We start from the raw sequence: 17511 nt of genomic DNA on the forward strand, positions 1-17511 counted from the left end.
CAATCTCACTGCTGACTCATAAGTATGTAATATAAATTTAATTAAGGAAATAATTAAGAACACTCGACCCCTTCATCACCTTTAATTCACCAGCGGCTAAAGATGTTTTAGCCGCCGGTAGAGAATAAAATAAAAAGGTAGAAAAATGACTCTTATCTCTCATATCGATCTCAATATAGACCAAAGAAAACGGCTACACCAAATAACGCTAGTTGCTACTTTTGGCGGTTTGCTTTTCGGTTATGATACGGGTGTTATTAATGGTGCTTTCCCTTCCTTAAAGGAAGGTATGGCCCTCACACCGACGACAGAAGGCCTCGTCATGAGCGTACTGTTAATCGGGGCCGCTATTGGCAGTATTTGTGGCGGCAAGCTGTCCGATTATTTTGGACGTCGTAAATATCTATTATATCTATCCTTTGTTTTCTTTTTCGGCGCCATGATCTCTGCATTATCACCCACGATCACCATCCTATTGATTGCCCGTTTTTTACTTGGTTATGCCGTAGGGGGAGCATCGGTCACAGCGCCAACATTTATATCTGAAGTTGCGCCGACAGAAATGCGAGGGAAACTCACCGGCTTGAATGAAGTAGCCATTGTCATCGGCCAGCTGGCCGCCTTTGCGATCAATGCCATCATTGGCTACATCTGGGGGCACCTGCCTAACGTTTGGCGATATATGTTAATAGTCCAGGCAATACCCGCCATGAGTTTGCTTATCGGCATGTGGCGCGCACCGGAAAGCCCCCGCTGGCTGGTGAGTAAAAATCGTAAGGAAGAAGCTTTAGCAATTTTAAAACAAATTCGACCCGTAGAAAGAGCAAAAAAGGAATTTGAAGATATCGTAACATTAATTAATATTGAAGCAGAAAAAAAGCTGCATTCCGGAGGATCGCTGTCAATTATTCTTAACACACCCTGGATTTTCAAACTACTCCTGGTTGGTATCGCCTGGGCAGCTTTGCAGCAAACAACCGGGGTGAATGTCATCATGTATTATGGTACGGAAATACTGCGAACAGCAGGTTTTTCCGAAAGAACTTCATTAATCTGCAATGTGTTAAACGGTGTCTTTTCTGTCGGCGGCATGGTTATTGGGGTGGTGTTTCTGGTTGATCGGTTTAAGCGCAAGACGCTGATTATTTCTGGTTTCGCCCTTATGGCAACGTTGCATCTTATCATAGCGGGCGTTGACTATTACCTTACGGGTGATTTGAAAGCCACGGCTATTTGGTTGCTAGGAGCATTATTTGTCGGCGTCATGCAGGGTACCATGGGGTTCCTTACCTGGGTGGTATTGGCTGAACTTTTCCCACTGAAATTTCGCGGGCTATCAATGGGCATTTCGGTATTTTTTATGTGGATCATGAATGCCATTGTTAGCTATTTATTCCCGGTCCTTCAGGCCAAGCTCGGTTTAGGGCCCGTATTCCTGATCTTTGCGATCATCAACTATCTGGTAATTCTATTTGTCATATTTGCATTACCGGAAACATCAAATAAATCATTGGAACAATTAGAAGAAGAGCTGTCTTCCGGCAAGTAAAAAAAGTGCTCTACGCGCAATCAATATAAATTATATCGTAAAGGAGACAGATTATGATAGACAATGTTTCAATCGATAACCTTCACTTAGGTTGTCAAGCCAAAAACAAAGCTGAAGTCTTGGATATGGTGGCGAGGGATTTTTTGGAAAAGGGATACGTAAACCAGGCCTGCGCTGCTTTTCTCAACGAAAGAGAGCAACAGGTATCGACGTTCTTAGGGAATGGTATTACCCTTCCTCATCTGCCAAAATCGGCCAATAATATCATTATCAAAAAAGGCGTTGAGATTTTTCAATTTCCGGATGGCGTCATCTGGGATAGAAACAATGTCATGTTTATCGCTATTGGCGTTATTGCTAAAGAAAAGGAGCATATAGATGTGCTAAAACAAGTCGCATCGATTTTTAGTGATGAGATCATTGCAAATGCATTATCACTCATCTCAAATAAAGAGGATTTTCTTCGAGTGCTAAATCGAGGATAGGTGTAATTTCAGTTAATCTGCATACTCATAGACACCGATCCGTACCCCGGTATCTATGAGTAGCCCCCTTTTTATCCCTCGAATTCCCATTTGTTTGCCCTACTTATCCTACCCCTGCCCTGGCGCGGGAGATTGCCGTCGGTTACCTAACCACTGGCTCGTGCAATGAAATGCCAGTCCATGATTAAGCGCTCCGCCGGCGCGTCGGGATTATCAATTTTTTAAGCAGCAGCGTATTAGTGTATTGACCGCCATTGTCGTTAAAAAACGATCTCGGCGCTGGAACTGATTTCCACTATGGTCCTCGGCTCGCGCATAAAAGCGTTGATACCCTGCCCGGTAGTCGCCATTTCGGGATGCTGCATGACATCAACCGCCCCATAGGCGGAGAAGTCGAGCGCGGTTCGTGCAGTGAGCTGCGGCACGCTGACCTGGTAGATGCGAAAAGGGTCCAGGTCGAGGCTTTCAAGATCGTTTAGCAGATTGTCTTGCGAAAGGATGAAAGCCGAGCAGCGCAATTGACCGTCACCGGCTCGATAAGCAATCAGCTTCCAGAAGGCGCGAGGTAAGCGTATCTCGCGGTAGGCGGGATCCTCGTTGCCGAATACCGGCCCGCCAAGGATGGCAAGCTTGAGGTCCTGCACATCCGCCTGATCAAAAACCAGGTTCTCCAGCTCACCCCACAGGCCCTTGCGGGACGACTGGTTAAAGCGTTGGTGCTGGGGCGTAATGTTGGTGAAGTAGAAGGAATCCTTGTTTGCCTGCCTTGCCTCTTCAATATCGCCCCAGCAGAGATCCGCCCGGCGGGCGATATGCCCGCGATCAAGCCGGTTGTCCTTGTACAGCTCATCTCCAATCTGATATTTGCCGTCGATGCGCGGATCAAGCGCAAACCCTAGCCTGGGAAGCTTGACCATCCGCGAGCCATCAATATTCCAGGCCACATAGCGCGCCATGCGGCGGGCAGCGCTGAGGCACACCGAAAAATGGGTATAGGGGAGGGTCTGGCCGCGGCCGAAATTCACCGCGTCGCGCTTGAAGGCCGTTGAAAGACCTGGTTCCGGAGCAGGTATTCCAAGAAAATCAGGATCATAGCCGTTTCGGACAACGGCCGTTTCAATAAAAGGCAAATTTTTCGCATCAGAATGAGGCGGCGTAAGCAAGAAGTCGAGCTTCTTCTGTACTGATGCCGGATAGCACGCGAGCGCGTACTCGTCCGGATTGCCGTCGGCGTTGCCGGCGAAGTGCAATCCCGCGAATATATCGCTCGGTTTGCCATTCTCGGCGATAAGCCAGGCCGAGCCGGAATCGCCGCCCTTGCTGACACCGCCATCCGAGGAAGGATGAGCCGGATCGGGGCCGATTTCAAAGCCGCCGATCGCCTGCTCGCCCTTGGGAAGGCCATAATTGATACGCGCCATTACATCAATGCGGCGAACCTTGCCATAGGTCACCCCGGTGGTGCGCCCCGACTTGACGACCGGATCGCCGAGCTCGACTTGCGCCATGCGGGTCGGCATCACATCCAGCTCCAAAACCGAAGCGTCATACCCGCGCAGGCGGATTCCGGCAAGGGCGCAGTCCCCGGCCGGCCCCAGATGACTGCGCAGGAGTTCGCCGACCACGTTGCGGGCAGTGTTGTTGTCGTCGAAAGGCCCTGGTTGAACGATGGCGCCGCCGACCTGACCGGCATTCCCGTGCAGGACATGCCAGTTCGACAGAATCACGGGCATGCCGGTGGATCGATCGTAGACAATCAAACCGATCGTCCCCGCCGTCCCCGCCAGATGAGAAACGCTGACGCCCGGACGGATGGGATCGATGCGTTCCCGGCGCGCATCCATTTGTTCCGGCTTGACGAGCTTGAACGAAGGATCATAAGAACGCTGTATTACGTCGGTGGGTATCATAACGCCTTCGATTTCGATAGCCTGCGGAATCGGCAGGCTACCGAGGGACTGTAGGGCGGATTCGCCCTTCGCTCCGACGGTGAATTGAATGCAAACGGGTCCATCCCCATTCTTCAAGCCAATGCCAACGGACGTGATATTGGGATCCTTGAGGTAGTCGGCGCCCTTTGCCCGTATGTGCCTGCGCAGGGCTTCTAGATCCGGCCCCGGCGATCCGCCTTTCTTGCGTGATGATTTAGCTTTGGCCATCCGGCGTTCTCCCATGATTATAACCTCCCTGTATTGAATACCCTCATTAGGCCATCATCGCGGAACACTGCCCCCATTGGCAACCCCGAACCGTTCCATTTTGAATTTTGCGAATCACCCCTTATTCATGAACAATCGTCCGCCCCTGCATTGCCCGGCAGGAAACCCGGCGCTAGCTTGGTTATCTAAGGTTGCCTATGAGGCGCCGCCGAAAAGATTGGGATCGGCGGTGGGAATTTTCTGGTTCGTTTACAGCGGCGGCGTTATTTGGATTTATACCGGCCTATACCTTTTTGCCGGCGCATTGATGAAATTTATTACCTTGCTAAAAGCGCTCCCGGAAACGACAAAGGTAGCGGTGGCGGCATAGCATTCCGGGCAGGCCTTTACATATACCAGAATCTCGTTTTTAAACATATGAACAACTACAAAACATATAAACAATCAATTCATTGTCAAAGACTGCCCACGCCTACGGATAAATTTCGCTACACACCTCGAACCTTTTCTTCTAGTCGCTTAAAATAGCGACAAACCCCGCATAATGGCAATCTCTCTAAAGAATGGCTCGCAAATGGCAAAAGAAATGATTTATCATAAGAACAAATAATGATCATATGAGCATATGAACAGATGAGAGAACGATATGAAAAACTCTTCAGCCCCCAAAGTAGAAAAAATCGGCTACTACGAACGCCTCGCCGGCCGGAACTGAAACCGCTGTGCAGAGGTACTCTAGTTTCATTTCTTTAGATTGAGTTAAGGAACTTCCAGATGAATCAATTAGACGCACTCAAGCAAATGACCGTCGTGGTTGCCGACAGTGGTGATATCGACTCTATCCGCCGGTTTTGAACCCAGGACGCCACAACCAACCCTTCCCCTTCCTGAAAGCCGCCGCGCTGTCTCAATACAAGCCCCTGATTATCGAAGCGCTGGATTACGCCCGCAAGCAGGGCGGCTGCAAACAAACCCGGCTCATCAACGCCTGTGACAAGCTGGCGGTCAATATTGGTCTTGAAATTCTGAAAACCGTGCCCGGCCGTATCTCCACTGAAGTTGACGCCCGCATGTCGTTCGACCGCGGCATGTGCGTCGCCAAGGCCCGCAAGCTGATAGCCCTGTATCAGCAACAAGGCATCGATAAATCCCGCATCCTCATCAAGCTGGCTTCAATCTGGGAGGGCATCAGGGCGGCGGAAAAGCTCGCTGAAGGTATCCGCCTGTTTGCTGTCGACCAGCGCAAACTGGAAGACTTGCTGACCGCTGAACTGTAATTATCCCGGATAACATAGCTATGTTATCCCGTAAAAGGCTTGCCAACGCCATCCGCGCCCTTAGCATGGATGCGGAAAAAGCCAAATCCGGTCCTCCGGGCGCCACCTTCCCTCGCCACGACCCCGAGTGCGGCCTTTAACCGGAGAAGCCGGGATTAGCGCTCAAGCGGTCTGGTAGCAGACAACGCGCGGCGGGGATCTGTCAACCGGCGGATAGCCGCGGGGATCCTGCGCCGCGCTCAGTTCAGCAGGCCATTGCAGATAAGCATCGCCAGCATACCGCCGATGGCGGGGATAAAGGTCCGCCGGACAATCATAAACGGGGAACACTCGCCGGCCTTACTGACGGCGATAATGACGCCGGCCACCGGTGATATGGCCCGTCCCATCCCGGCCATAAGCTGCATCGGCAGAATCATGCGTACCGCGTTTTCGCCGAATTTGGCCGCAATGCCCGGCGCCAGGCCGGAAAACGAAAAAAACGCCGCCACGCCGGACCCGGTCAGGGCCGCGGTCACACACACCAGCAGCGCCATTACCACGGTCATGCTGGCAAAACCATAGCCGGCGGTCTGGACCGTATGGATGATAAAATCCACGGCGCCGATGATTTGCAGTCCCTGGGCAAACACATCCGCGCACACCAGCAAAGAAACGATACTGGCGAACATATTGCCCATGCCCTTGAAAAACACCTGCACGCCCCGGCATGCCGTTTTAACATCCCGTTTCACCAGCAGTTCGGAGAAAAAGGCCAGTAACGTCCCGATTATCATGGCGGTCACCACATCAATTTTGATACTGCTGACAATCAAGGGACTGAAAACCAGCACCAGCACCACCGGGAAAACCGGCAGCAGGGCATAAAAGCCCGGCACCCGCTCAACCGGCCCATCGGCGGGATGCTCCGGTTCCTGCCCGCCGGCCGCAAATCCCTCTTTGGCATCAAAATAGCGGGCGGTGAAAAAGATCAATATGGCCACGGTCAGCATAACGCCGACGGCAACCGGCAGCTGATAATGGGCAAAATACACCGCCGCCTCCATATTGGCGTGCTTGGCCGCCAGGTTAGCGGTGCCCACCGCCGGGCCGAGATCCATAAAAGCCGACATCCCGATCATGGAAGCCGCGGCCGCTTTGCTGACCCCGAGGCGCACCAGAACCGGGAAAAAAGTCACCAGCAATAACATGGCGAGACCCGCGGCGCTGGAGATGGCGACGTGCAGCAATTGGGACAAAATATACCCTATGGACAAAATGACATAGGGCGCCTTTATCATTTGCAACGGCTTGATGCACAGATTCACCATGGCGTTGGAGGCTTTGATATGATCCATATAATCAGCGAACCCCCCGGCCGCCATGATGATCAACCCCACGCCGGCCACCTGGGTAGTCAATGATTCTTTGACAAAAGCGAAAATATCCCCGCCCACCCAGCCGATGGAAACCGCTTTGCCATATAAAATTGAGCGCTGCGGAAAAAATATCGCCGTCATCAACAACAGGCTCAATCCCGCCAGCAGCAGCACCGTTTGCGGCTGATAATTTTTAATAATGAACCAGGCGGCAAAGACGGTAACAATCATCCCGATAATAAATCCGGCCATACTCTCCTCCTTTTATTCCGTGCCATCATTGGCGATGAAGTCTCGCAGCAGAGAATTGTAATAGCCGGGAGCCTGAAAATACGGCGCATGCGCCAATCCCGGCATTTTGATATGCCGGGTAAAAGCAATCCCCGCCAGCAGGTCGGCGGTCAGCCGCGGCTGAACCACCGGGTCTTTTTCCCCCGTCAGTATCAGCGTCGGTTGGGATATTTTCGGCAACAGCGGTCGGTTATCGGCAAGCTGTAGCATTCTCGAGGCGCGCCTGAGCCCTTCCGGATGGGTCTCGGCGGCGATATGAGCCGCATAGGACAGCACCGCGGCCGGGATATCAGGAAAGGGCAATAAATCACGGGCCCGGTTCCAGCCATAGGCCTCGGGGCCTATTTCCTGTAACTCCCGCAGACGCTTTTCCAGTTTTTCGGAGGCCGGCGCGTTTTCCGGCGCTCCGTATCCGGGATGCGTACAGGATAATACCAGACGCCGTATTTTCTCCGGATACCGCACCGCGTACCGGCTGGCAACCGTCCCGCCCATGGAGTGGCCCACCAGAGTTATTTTTTTATCGCCGTATCGCCCGATAAATTCATGTAATGCCAGGACATATGCATCGATATCCGCCGGCACCAGCGCGGATTCCCCATACCCCGGCGCATCCCATGCGGCGACATGATAAGCGCCGGACAGCCCGGCAAACTGGAATGCCCAGGCTTTTGAACTGCCCAACAGTCCGTGCAGGAAAATCACCACGTCGCCTTTGCCGCAGCATCGATACGACAGCATACCCTGGCTGGTGACCATTAATTGCTGTGGCGGACAGGCAGGAACCTCTTTACTTTCTATATTCATAATTAGAACCTTGTAATGTAAATTAGATAATAATTATCTTGAATTAATCCTGTAGTACTATGTTTAGATAATACAATAACCGGCAACACGCTGCCTGAGAGTACTGTATTATTAATAAAGTAAAAGCCGGAGCGCGTAAAAACATTTCCAGGCGTCGGCCTGATGGTCAATAGTTGGAATGAAATCTACGTCAGCGAATATTATTTGTTGAATACATTAAATTCCTCAAATAAAGATTCCATCACCTGGAAATTATCTCCCAGCTCTTTACCTGTCACCTCTCCCATATAATTTACCAACGCTTCAATCAGAACGAAGCCCGCGCTTCGGCTGTTGAATAACCCTTTATGCCGGCTTTCCGTAAGCAACACCACGCTGGCGAAATGGCTGAAGGGGTTAACCTCACGGTCGGTTATCACCACCGTATCTCCCCGATGCTGGTGAAACCATCGCACCAGGCGTGTGGTGACGCTGGAAAACCGGAAATAGGAAATGGCCAATAACACGTCGCCCCGGCGGGAATCCACCAGCTTATGGGGCAGATTACCGATATTGGCATCAAGCAACACGATATCTTTCTTGATATAGCGACCCAACAAATAAAAATACTCCGCCAGTGCGTTGGCGCTCGCGCTGCCGATAACATAAAGCTTTTTTCCAGGGTCGCAAAGCAGTGCGATCCCCTTTTCGAGGTCCTGAGCATTCATTTTATTCAACGTATCAGTGATATTATCCGTGACGTCGGAGAAATGCCTTTGCACATAAGCCATGCCGCTTTGCAGATTATTTTCTTTATTAAACCGTTCTATAGGGGAAATATTTCGGTAAAGCTCGGGTTTTATCGTGGCTTTTTTAAAATCCTGAAAACCATTAAAACCGATTTTTATCATGAAACGGCCCAAGGTGGACTTTGCGATGTTTATTTCTTTGCAGATATCAACCACTTTACTGTACGGAAGGGAAAGAAAATGCTTGTCAAGATAATCGATGACGCGCCGATCGGTCGCAGTCAAATTATCCAATTGAGCGACACGTTGAAAGAATTCTGTTTTGTTCATGCCATTCTTCCCCGATGTGAATCCCTGAGATATTAATAACGCAACCCAAAAGTTATTAAAGGGGAATTCCTAATTCCCCTTTCAGAATGTGCGTCATCTCTCATTCCCAGGGTTCGGTCCGGTCCCTGGTGTCAGGATAAATGCCCCCCATCAAAAACTCTAATGGAATAATGGGGACAGGCTGTAGCGGTGGGAGTAAAACATCTGAATATCAGAGGGTAAACACAGTGCGGCAGCGGCTGTCATCCTCATTCCAGGCATTTTCTACTTCGCTTAACGGACGCAAACGGAATGGAATGGAGAAATCGCTCTGTGCAGCGGCTCGCAGAAATTCACCCACTGAAGCAACCAACTCTGCATTTGATACGCTACCCAGACCACTCCCCATTAAGGTCAACCCTGATGAGCGCAGCAATTTGCTGTGCAATGAAATTTCTTGGCCGCTCAACGAGCCGATTTGCACAAAGCGCACCACCTTGTCGCCTCCGGCAACGGCAGACATCATGATATCCAGTGCGCTCTGACCCCAGAGATAATCCAGTACCACATCGATACCCGCCTCCATCAATGCCGGCAGTTGCGCCGATAATTCATCCAGCGCAAGAGTGATATCCGCGCCTTGGGTACGGAGTTTTTCCAGTACTTCCTTATTACGTCCGGTGGCAATGATTTTACCGGCGCCCAAGTGACGGGCTATCCGCACTGCCAGGCTGCCGGATGTGCCGGTGGCACCATTAATCAGAACCGTTTCACCTTTGCGCAGCTGCGCCCGGCGCGTTAATCCCGTCCAGGATGACATACCGGGATTACCTATTGCGGCCGCCATTGAAAGGTCAAGCGTTTCCGGCAGCGGCACGATACTCTTGGCCGTCACCAGCGTCATCTGCGCCATACTGCCAAAGGGAGAACCAAATGCGAAAAAAAAGACCGGATCGCCGTTACCGAGATAACCGGCGCCATCGATCCCGGGTATAAACGGATATTGTATGTCGGAGCTGTAATGGGTACCCGCAGCCCGTGCTTTAGCCAACTGACTTATCGCGGCAGCTTTTACCTTGACCACCAGATGCTGTTCGTCAGCGAGTGGATCGCGGAAATCACCGTAGATCGGCGTTTCACCTTTCCCATTGACAATGGCTGCTTTCATTTTTATCACCTTCTCTTTATGAAATATAAGTGTATAATACACACATCAACCTGAGCGGCGTCAATGAAAAAAGTGCAAAATACACATAAAATCGCAAATTTCGAAGAATTACATGATGCTCTGCTGGCTATCGTTGGTGCTTTTAACCGTCCGCAACGGGATGAAGTGATGATAAAAGAATCCGGTATTCATCTTGATCGCGCATTGTTTCCACTTCTGGTGCTGATAAGCCGTTTTGGTCCAATGGGCGTTGGAGAGCTCGCCGACCGGGTAGGCCGTGATTACACCACGGTGAGCCGTCAGGTGGCAAAACTAGAGAAAACCGGTCTGGCGCGGCGACAAAAGAATCTAAAGGACAAACGGATCAATGAAGCCGCCATTACCGCAGAAGGGAAAAGGATGACCGATAAAATTGATGAAACGCGCGCGCAAATTTATGGCAGCATCTTCCGCAACTGGCCAAATGATGAGAGCAGTGAACTGGAAAGACTGTTGAAAAAGTTTATAGCGGATTTCACCACGCTGGAGGTAAAAAAAACCGGTTGAATCGAGGGCAGCCCCCGGAACGTCCACGATTCCAGGGGCTGCCTATTTCGCCCAGTCCGCTTACGGTCAGGGCAAGGTTCTCTTTTCTTACTTGATCCCCATCCTGGTTGTGGTTCGCATTATCGAGAGCCTCGCGCTTGGCCCGGCTCGACCGTTGATAATCATCCACGACGAGATCGCCATAGCTCACCGAGGTGGACTCGAGGAAATCGGTGCGAAAAGGCCCCGGATGGATGCAGGTCGCCTTGATGCCGAAAGGTTCAAGTTCGATGCTCAGGGATTCGGACCAGCCCGAGACCGCAAACTTCGTCGCGCAATAGATGGATGCACCGTCAAATCCGGCGATACCGCAGGTGGAAGAGACGGTAATGACATGGCCGGAACGCTGCGCTCGCATTAAGGGCAGCACTGCTCGCGTGACATTGAACACGCCGAACACATTCGTCTCGAACTGTTTACGGATAAGTTCTGGCGACAGCTCTTCAAACGCGCCCAGTTGACCGTAGCCGGCGTTATTAACCAGAATGTCCAGCCGGCCAAACTGCCCAACCGCCGCGTTCACCGCCCTTTCCACCGATGCATCGGACGTAACGTCCAACTGAACCGCGGACAACCGCGCGCCATACCCCTCCAGTGCGGCAAGTATTTGTCCGGGCCGGCGATACTAAAGCCTGCGCCGAAACCGGCAAAGACACGTTCCTTCCCATTCGCTGCCTGATTCTCTTGCTGCCGCCCTGCACAGGCCGTAGCCTGACAATTTAATGCGTACCAAAGGCCGGCTGGCGCAAAGCCTATAGACGGGAGAGGGATTGGCGGGATTTATTGCCCAATAGTATTGATCGCCCTATAATTTGTGGCGCCTTCGCTTGTGTCGGCACTTTCACTGTGTTTCAGGAGATCCCGGCCATGCCCGCCCCGCCCATTCATTGTTCACGCCAAAGGCTGGCCGCCAGGATCCTGGCGCTGACTGCCGATACCGAAGTACTGCCGACAGCAATTCCCCATGTCACCCTGTTCAGGCGACCGGGTCCGGTGGCGCCACAGGCGGTGGTCTATGAGCCGAGTCTTGCGATTATCGCCCAAGGTAAAAAAAGGACCCTTGTCGGGAACGAGACCTATATTCACGACGATGCCCATTTTTTGCCGACATCCATAGACCTCCCCACGATTGCGGAGGTGCTGGATGCCAGCAGGGCACTGCGAAGCAAAGACACAGCGTAATTCAGCGGCCGGTGCTCTTTTGCAGATGGCTTGGATAACGATCCCCCTGCACGGTGATGTTCGCCAGGGCGCTGTTAATGTCACGCAAATCGTCCGCGGTGAGTACCACCTCGACGGCTCCCAGATTTTCCTCCAGTCGATGCAGTTTAGTGGTGCCGGGGATGGGTACAATCCACGGTTTTTGCGCCAGCAGCCAGGCAAGGGCGATTTGCGCGCGGGTTTTCTGCTTGCTTGCCGCCAGATCGCCAAGGAGCTTCACCAGGGTCTGGTTGGCGTCCCGCGCCTCCTGGCTAAAGCGGGGTAGACCGGTGCGAAAGTCGTTACTGTCGAAGGCGGTATTCTTATCAATGGTGCCGGTAAGGAACCCTCTGCCGAGAGGACTGAAGGGGACAAAACCAATGCCGAGCTCTTCAAGGGTCGGCAGGATTTCCGTCTCAGGTTCCCGCCACCATAATGAGTATTCGCTCTGTAACGCGGTTACCGGCTGAACGGCATGGGCGCGGCGAATGGTCTGCGCGCCCGCTTCGGAAAGCCCGAAATGTTTTACCTTGCCTTCCTGGATCAACTGCCTGACCGTACCGGCGACATCCTCAATGGGGACGTCCGGATCCACCCGGTGTTGATAAAGCAGATCGATAACGTCGGTTTTGAGCCGCTTGAGCGAAGCTTCCACCACCTGCCTGATATGATCCGGCCGGCTGTTCAGATGCTGTTTGCCGTCCGGGCTCGGCAGCACAAAACCGAACTTGGTGGCAATTACCACCCGATCGCGAAACGGCGCCAGCGCCTCTCCCACCACATCTTCATTGGTGTACGGACCGTAGACTTCCGCGGTATCAAAAAAAGTGACGCCACGCTCCACCGCGGCACGGATAAGCGCAATGGCTTCCTGCCGGTCCTTCGCCGGGCCGTAGGCATGGCTCAGGCCCATACAGCCCAGGCCGACCGCCGATACTTCCAGGTTACCGTTGCCAAGCGTTCTTTTTTGCATTTTTTTTCTCCAGCAAGCATAGGTTGAACAGGACAGGCCAGCATGAGGCCGGCCTGTTGTTTTTAATCGATTATCTGATGCGGATAATCAACGTTAGCAGACCGAAGCTCTGTACGGTAGCGTCCTTGGGAAAATGCCCTTATGAAAAAAATTCATTTATAGAACACTGCGGAATTGGGCATGTCCTGGTGAAGGAGGCCAACGTAATGTGAAAGAAATGTGATTTACATCTAAAATCGGCGTTTCCATTCTTGTATGGTAGAATTCAAGCGCTTATCTTTACATCAACAACCTTGCTTCTTGGTGTTTTCGGTACGCAGTTCATTCTCAAAAAGGAGACATTATGGCTTGACTTGATATTAGCGTTAATAACAAAACTGATCTCTGTTATTGGAGCTTAGATATTTCACCTTATCTTTAGAGGACATTTATCATGATTGTCTTTTATTGATCAAAGGTTGATATTTTACGTCTATTATTTCCTCGTCTCGTTACGAATGTCATTGGGGCGAAAAAAAATTGGATAAAAACTATTTGCCTTACAATAAAGAGGTTTTAGAAATGGGAAAAGAAGAATTATCTTTACTCAACCCTGAAGAAAATAGGCGTGAACCTGTGGCGAGCACGAATGACACATTGAATTCTAGAGGAAAGCGTCGCTTTTTTCCCAAGGCACACCCATTATCGTGGTGGATGTTGGTAATAACAACATTAGCCATTTTGATGAACTCAATAGACAGAATTATATTGCCCACATTATTGCCCGCCATAATGAAAGATTTCAACCTGACGGAAATACAAGTCGGCTGGCTCAACTCGTTAAGCTTTTTCGGTACGCTGAGCGGCGCGGTTATTTTCGGAATATTTTCCGATTTTGTGGGAACCGGTCATAAACGCTGTTATAGCTGGACGGTGGCGGTCATTGTTGAAGTCGTATCCGGAGTGGCCACCGCATTTTGTAAAACCTTGGGCGCATTCCAGGCATTGCGGATTTTCATGGGAATGGGGACCGGCGGATCCGAACCCATCAATGTGGCATTATTAGGCGAATGGTGGCAAAAAGAGAACCGGGGCTTCGCCATCGGCGTCCACCATACCGGTTTCCCGTTAGGCCAGTTTATCGGACCGGTACTGATTGCGGGGATTTTGGCTTTCGGTACCTGGCGTCAGGCATTTCTCTTCATTCCGCTCATCGGCCTATCCATTGTCTTTATACAATATTTCGTCGGGACGAAAAAAAATCATCAAAAGGTGATGCAATGGATTGTGGAAAATAAACTTACCCAGCCCATCGAGCCTGTTGCCGATGTAAAACGTGATAGTTTCAGAACCGCGTTGGGTAAATCCTTGTCTTGCCTGAAAAACCGCAACTGTCTGCTGGCGATTTCGTTAATTTTCGGTTTTACTTGGGCGGAAATGGGGATAGCCAACTTTCTTACCCTCCAACTGACGCGCGAAGTGGGCTTGCCGCTTTCCACCGCGGCCATCATTTCCGGCGCGTCGGGTCTTACCGGCTGGATCGGCCAGATTTTATGGGGCGGCTATTCTGATGTTAAAGGCCGTAAGAGCTCGCTGGGCATTATCATTTTTGGCTGGATGATTGCCACCGCCCTGTGCATGTATATCCATTCCGCCGCATTTGGCTGGGGAATACTGATCTTCTGGGGATTGTTCAGAAACTCGCCTTATCCGGTCGCCTATGCCTTGCTGATAGATTCAGCGCCTAAAGCGGCCGCATCCAGCATGGGTTTAATGATTGGTTTGGCCGTCGGGATCGCGGGCATCCTGGTTGCCCCCGTGACCGGCTGGATTATCCGTGACTATGGCTTCAATGTGCATTATATGATTATCGTCGGCGTTCTGATCCTGTCCTGCTTGCCGCTTTTTTTCATTAAAGAAACCATTACCCATAAGAGCGCCTAAATGAATAATGAACTGTTGACCTTATTGCATCACTGCGAACTTATTGAACTGAATTATTTTTATGACTCCTCCATGCCCGTATGGCCAACCCATCCGAAGTTTATGCTGAACGACTGGGAAACCCATGCCGCAGGAGACGGAAATTATAATAACCTATTGCAAATGGGCGATCACTGCGGTACCCATGTTGACTCACCCTCGCATTTTATCCCCGCCGGGAACACCATCGAAAAAATCGATGTCCGTCAATTGATGGGCCGGGGCGTTAAAATAGACGTTTCCGGTTATCCCGCGGATACGGAAATTACCGTCGCCATGATCCAGTCTTGGGAAGCGAGAAATGGAGATATCCAGGCCGACGATATTGTATTATTCCGCACCGGCCATGATAAAAAATGGCAATCTCGGCCAAATCATAAATCCTTTTTATCGGGTTGGTCCGGTTTGTCTGGGGCGGGGGCGGAATACTTATTAGCAAAAGGGGTTAATGTCATCGGTTCTGACGCCCTGTCGCTGGATGCCTGGTCAAATTCCACCTATCCCGCCCATCAGATTATTCTTGGAGCCGGAAAACTTATCATGGAAAACCTGGCGAATCTGGACAAGGTTCCCGAGACGTTTATCTTTATAGCTTTACCCTTGAGAATAAAGGGAGGTTCGGCCTCCCCTGTCCGCGCCATTGCATTGATTTAAAGTTCAGACGGCGGTTTTGCCCTGCCGCCGCAGCAGGAAAACAAAATAGGGCGCGCCGATAAACGTCGCCAGCAGCCCCGCCGGGATCTGGTTCGGGAACATCACCATGCGGCCGCACCAGTCGGCCGCCAGCATCAGCGCGGCGCCGATGATCGACGCCACGGCAAGCTGCGGCATGGCGCGCCGAAAACCAAGCATCCGCGCCATATGGGGCGACATCAGCCCGACGAAGCTCAGCGGCCCGACGGTCAGCGTCGCCCCCGCGGTCAATACCGAGGCCAGCAGCAGGATGATGAGGCGGGACCGCGCCAGAGGCACGCCCAGCGACCTGGCGGTTGCGCTTCCCAGCGGCAGCACATTCAGCCAGCGGCGGCATAACGGCGCCAGCATCAGCAACACCACGGCGAGGACAGCGCTGGCAACGGCCTGCGGCGCCAGCACGCCGTAGGTCGAACCGGATATCCAGGCCAACAGGCTGCCGAGCCGGGGATCGTCGCTCGCCAGCAATAGCGCGATCAGCGCGGAAAACATCGTGCCCAGCGCGATGCCAGCCAGCAGGAGGCGCTGGCTGGAGAAATGCCGCCGCCCGGCCACCGCCAGGATGGCGGCAAGGGTCAGGGCGGCCCCGCCGCTGCCCGCCCCCAGCATGGCCCCGAATCCGTCGGCAGGCAGGAAAAACATCGCCAAAATCTCAGCCGATGCCGCGCCGGCGCTGATACCCAGCACCTCAGGACTGCCCATGACATTGGAGGTCAGTTTCTGGATCAGGGTGCCGGCGGCCGCCAGCATCATCCCGGCGCTCAGCGCCGCCAGCGTGCGCGGCCAGCGCCAGGGCAACAGACGCCACAGGTCTCCCCCCGCCCAGCTTATGCCCCGGCTGTCGCGACCTATCGTCAGGACCACCGCCAGACCGGCCAACAATAGCACGGCGCCGCCCGCCACCCACAGTCCCGTGCGGGTACGCTCAGCACGTATCTCGCCATATCGGCCGGCCATCTCCGGCGCCGTGCCGTGGCGCAGCCTGGGCAACAGCCAAAGCAGGAGGGGGGCGCCAGTCAAGGCGGTGGCGGCGCCGGTGGGCACCTCCTGCCAGAGTTGCGCCAGCAGGACCATGGCCTGATCCGCCAGACACAGCAGCAAAGCCCCTGCCACCGGCGCCAGCAGCAGACGGTGGCGCAGACGGCGGGCGCCGAGCAATTTTGCCAGCAGCGGCGCGAACAGGCCGATAAAGCCCACCACCCCCACCGCATTCACCATCATGGCGCTCAACACAACGGCCAGGGCCAGCGCCCCGAGCCTGGCGGCAACCAGCCCCAGGCCGAGCTGGCGCGCGACGTCGTCGTCTACCCCCAGCAGCGTCAACGGCCTGACCAGCAACAGGGCCAGCAACAGGCCCAGCCCGAGGCGCGGGAGCAGATAACCGGCCGCCAGCCAATCCTGCTGATTCAGCGCCCCGCTGCTCCAGAGGAACAGGTTTTGCAATTCCTGATAATGAAACAGCGCCAGCAGGCTGGTGATGGCGCTGCAATAGAGGCTGACCACCAGCCCCGCCAGGATCAGGGTAACCGGGGACAGGCGTTTTCCCCAGGCTGTTCCGAACACCAGGATACCGACGCCCAGCGCCCCCAGCAGGGCCGCCATCTGCTGACCCGCCCCGCCGCCGGGCAACATTCCCAGGCCGGCCAGGGTCACCCCCAGGTTCGCGCCGCTGGCGACTCCCAGCGTCGCCGGTTCGGCCAGCGGGTTGCGCAATACCTGCTGGAACAATACCCCCGCCAGCGCCAGACCGGCGCCCACCAGCAGTGAGACGGCCAAACGCGGCAATACGCTGTAATAAAACAGGACCTGCCGGATATCCCCGGTGTCGGGGTGCATGATTGCCCCCAGCCACCAACGGACGGGCAACACCTGCCGCGCATTATGGACGCTGAGGGCCAGGGCGGCCAGCGCGGCCAACGCCAGCAGGGCGGCGGAGAAAAGAGACCTTCGTTTCATGGCATGGTCTT

Annotated in this window: 14 protein-coding genes and 2 pseudogenes; 8 read left to right on the plus strand and 8 right to left on the minus strand. The window is 53.2% G+C overall.

Annotation, left to right across the window (positions count from 1 at the left end; genetic code table 11):
- Positions 1 to 145: 145 nt before the first annotated feature.
- Positions 146 to 1549: a sugar porter family MFS transporter gene (locus tag ACL2XJ_RS25275; RefSeq protein ID WP_413724929.1), complete on the plus strand. Its 1404-nt coding sequence runs from the start codon at positions 146 to 148 to the stop codon at positions 1547 to 1549.
- 53 nt (positions 1550 to 1602) lie between these two features.
- Positions 1603 to 2034 (plus strand): PTS sugar transporter subunit IIA, encoded by a 432-nt coding sequence (locus ACL2XJ_RS25280; protein ID WP_132927687.1) that lies wholly within the window; start codon positions 1603 to 1605, stop codon positions 2032 to 2034.
- A 260-nt stretch (positions 2035 to 2294) separates the two neighbouring features.
- Here the strand turns inward: ACL2XJ_RS25280 and ACL2XJ_RS25285 are convergent, their stop codons facing one another.
- Positions 2295 to 4193: a DNA/RNA non-specific endonuclease gene (locus ACL2XJ_RS25285; protein WP_413724930.1), complete on the minus strand. Its 1899-nt coding sequence runs from the start codon at positions 4191 to 4193 to the stop codon at positions 2295 to 2297.
- 774 nt (positions 4194 to 4967) lie between these two features.
- Here ACL2XJ_RS25285 and ACL2XJ_RS25290 point away from each other — a divergent pair.
- Positions 4968 to 5413, plus strand: a pseudogene (locus tag ACL2XJ_RS25290) (transaldolase family protein); the annotation flags it as partial.
- A 77-nt stretch (positions 5414 to 5490) separates the two neighbouring features.
- Positions 5491 to 5574 (plus strand): annotated as a pseudogene (locus ACL2XJ_RS25295) (hypothetical protein); the annotation flags it as partial.
- Between the two features lie 135 nt (positions 5575 to 5709).
- Here ACL2XJ_RS25295 and dcuC read toward each other — a convergent pair.
- The 4 genes from dcuC to ACL2XJ_RS25315 form a co-directional block, all read right to left on the minus strand.
- Positions 5710 to 7080, minus strand: a complete 1371-nt coding sequence (gene dcuC / locus ACL2XJ_RS25300) for a C4-dicarboxylate transporter DcuC (protein ID WP_413724931.1) — start codon at positions 7078 to 7080, stop codon at positions 5710 to 5712.
- 12 nt (positions 7081 to 7092) lie between these two features.
- On the minus strand, positions 7093 to 7926 hold the full coding sequence (locus tag ACL2XJ_RS25305) for an alpha/beta fold hydrolase (RefSeq protein WP_413724932.1): 834 nt from the start codon (positions 7924 to 7926) through the stop codon (positions 7093 to 7095).
- Positions 7927 to 8126: 200 nt separating this feature from the next.
- Complete coding sequence (locus ACL2XJ_RS25310) at positions 8127 to 8984, minus strand: MurR/RpiR family transcriptional regulator (protein WP_413724933.1); 858 nt, start codon at positions 8982 to 8984, stop codon at positions 8127 to 8129.
- A gap of 211 nt (positions 8985 to 9195) precedes the next feature.
- On the minus strand, positions 9196 to 10131 hold the full coding sequence (locus tag ACL2XJ_RS25315) for a quinone oxidoreductase family protein (protein ID WP_413724934.1): 936 nt from the start codon (positions 10129 to 10131) through the stop codon (positions 9196 to 9198).
- Positions 10132 to 10194: 63 nt separating this feature from the next.
- Here ACL2XJ_RS25315 and ACL2XJ_RS25320 point away from each other — a divergent pair, with 63 nt between their 5' ends.
- Positions 10195 to 10677, plus strand: coding sequence for a MarR family winged helix-turn-helix transcriptional regulator (locus ACL2XJ_RS25320; RefSeq protein WP_413724935.1), 483 nt, complete (start codon positions 10195 to 10197; stop codon positions 10675 to 10677).
- Here ACL2XJ_RS25320 and ACL2XJ_RS25325 read toward each other — a convergent pair.
- The gene (locus ACL2XJ_RS25325; protein WP_413726970.1) at positions 10646 to 11323 is read right to left on the minus strand and encodes an SDR family oxidoreductase; all 678 of its coding nucleotides are present in this window, start codon (positions 11321 to 11323) and stop codon (positions 10646 to 10648) included. The two genes, ACL2XJ_RS25320 and ACL2XJ_RS25325, sit on opposite strands and share 32 nt — an antisense overlap.
- A gap of 260 nt (positions 11324 to 11583) precedes the next feature.
- Here ACL2XJ_RS25325 and ACL2XJ_RS25330 point away from each other — a divergent pair, with 260 nt between their 5' ends.
- On the plus strand, positions 11584 to 11898 hold the full coding sequence (locus ACL2XJ_RS25330; protein WP_413724936.1) for an AraC family transcriptional regulator: 315 nt from the start codon (positions 11584 to 11586) through the stop codon (positions 11896 to 11898).
- Between the two features lies 1 nt (position 11899).
- Here the strand turns inward: ACL2XJ_RS25330 and ACL2XJ_RS25335 are convergent, their stop codons facing one another.
- Positions 11900 to 12889 carry an aldo/keto reductase gene (locus ACL2XJ_RS25335; protein WP_413724937.1) on the minus strand — a complete coding sequence of 330 codons (990 nt, stop codon included), beginning with the start codon at positions 12887 to 12889 and terminating at the stop codon, positions 11900 to 11902.
- Positions 12890 to 13582: 693 nt separating this feature from the next.
- On the opposite strand from ACL2XJ_RS25335, the gene ACL2XJ_RS25340 reads away from it, so the two are divergent.
- Both ACL2XJ_RS25340 and ACL2XJ_RS25345 read left to right on the plus strand, forming a co-directional pair.
- Positions 13583 to 14812 (plus strand): MFS transporter, encoded by a 1230-nt coding sequence (locus ACL2XJ_RS25340; protein WP_413724938.1) that lies wholly within the window; start codon positions 13583 to 13585, stop codon positions 14810 to 14812.
- Positions 14813 to 15505, plus strand: coding sequence for a cyclase family protein (locus tag ACL2XJ_RS25345; protein WP_413724939.1), 693 nt, complete (start codon positions 14813 to 14815; stop codon positions 15503 to 15505).
- Between the two features lie 3 nt (positions 15506 to 15508).
- On the opposite strand, the gene fhuB is transcribed toward ACL2XJ_RS25345, so the two are convergent.
- Complete coding sequence (gene fhuB, locus ACL2XJ_RS25350; protein WP_413724940.1) at positions 15509 to 17500, minus strand: Fe(3+)-hydroxamate ABC transporter permease FhuB; 1992 nt, start codon at positions 17498 to 17500, stop codon at positions 15509 to 15511.
- Between the last annotated feature and the right edge of the window lie 11 nt (positions 17501 to 17511).

The organism is Sodalis sp. RH16 (assembly GCF_047324245.1).
Lineage (GTDB): Bacteria > Pseudomonadota > Gammaproteobacteria > Enterobacterales > Enterobacteriaceae > Acerihabitans > Acerihabitans ligni.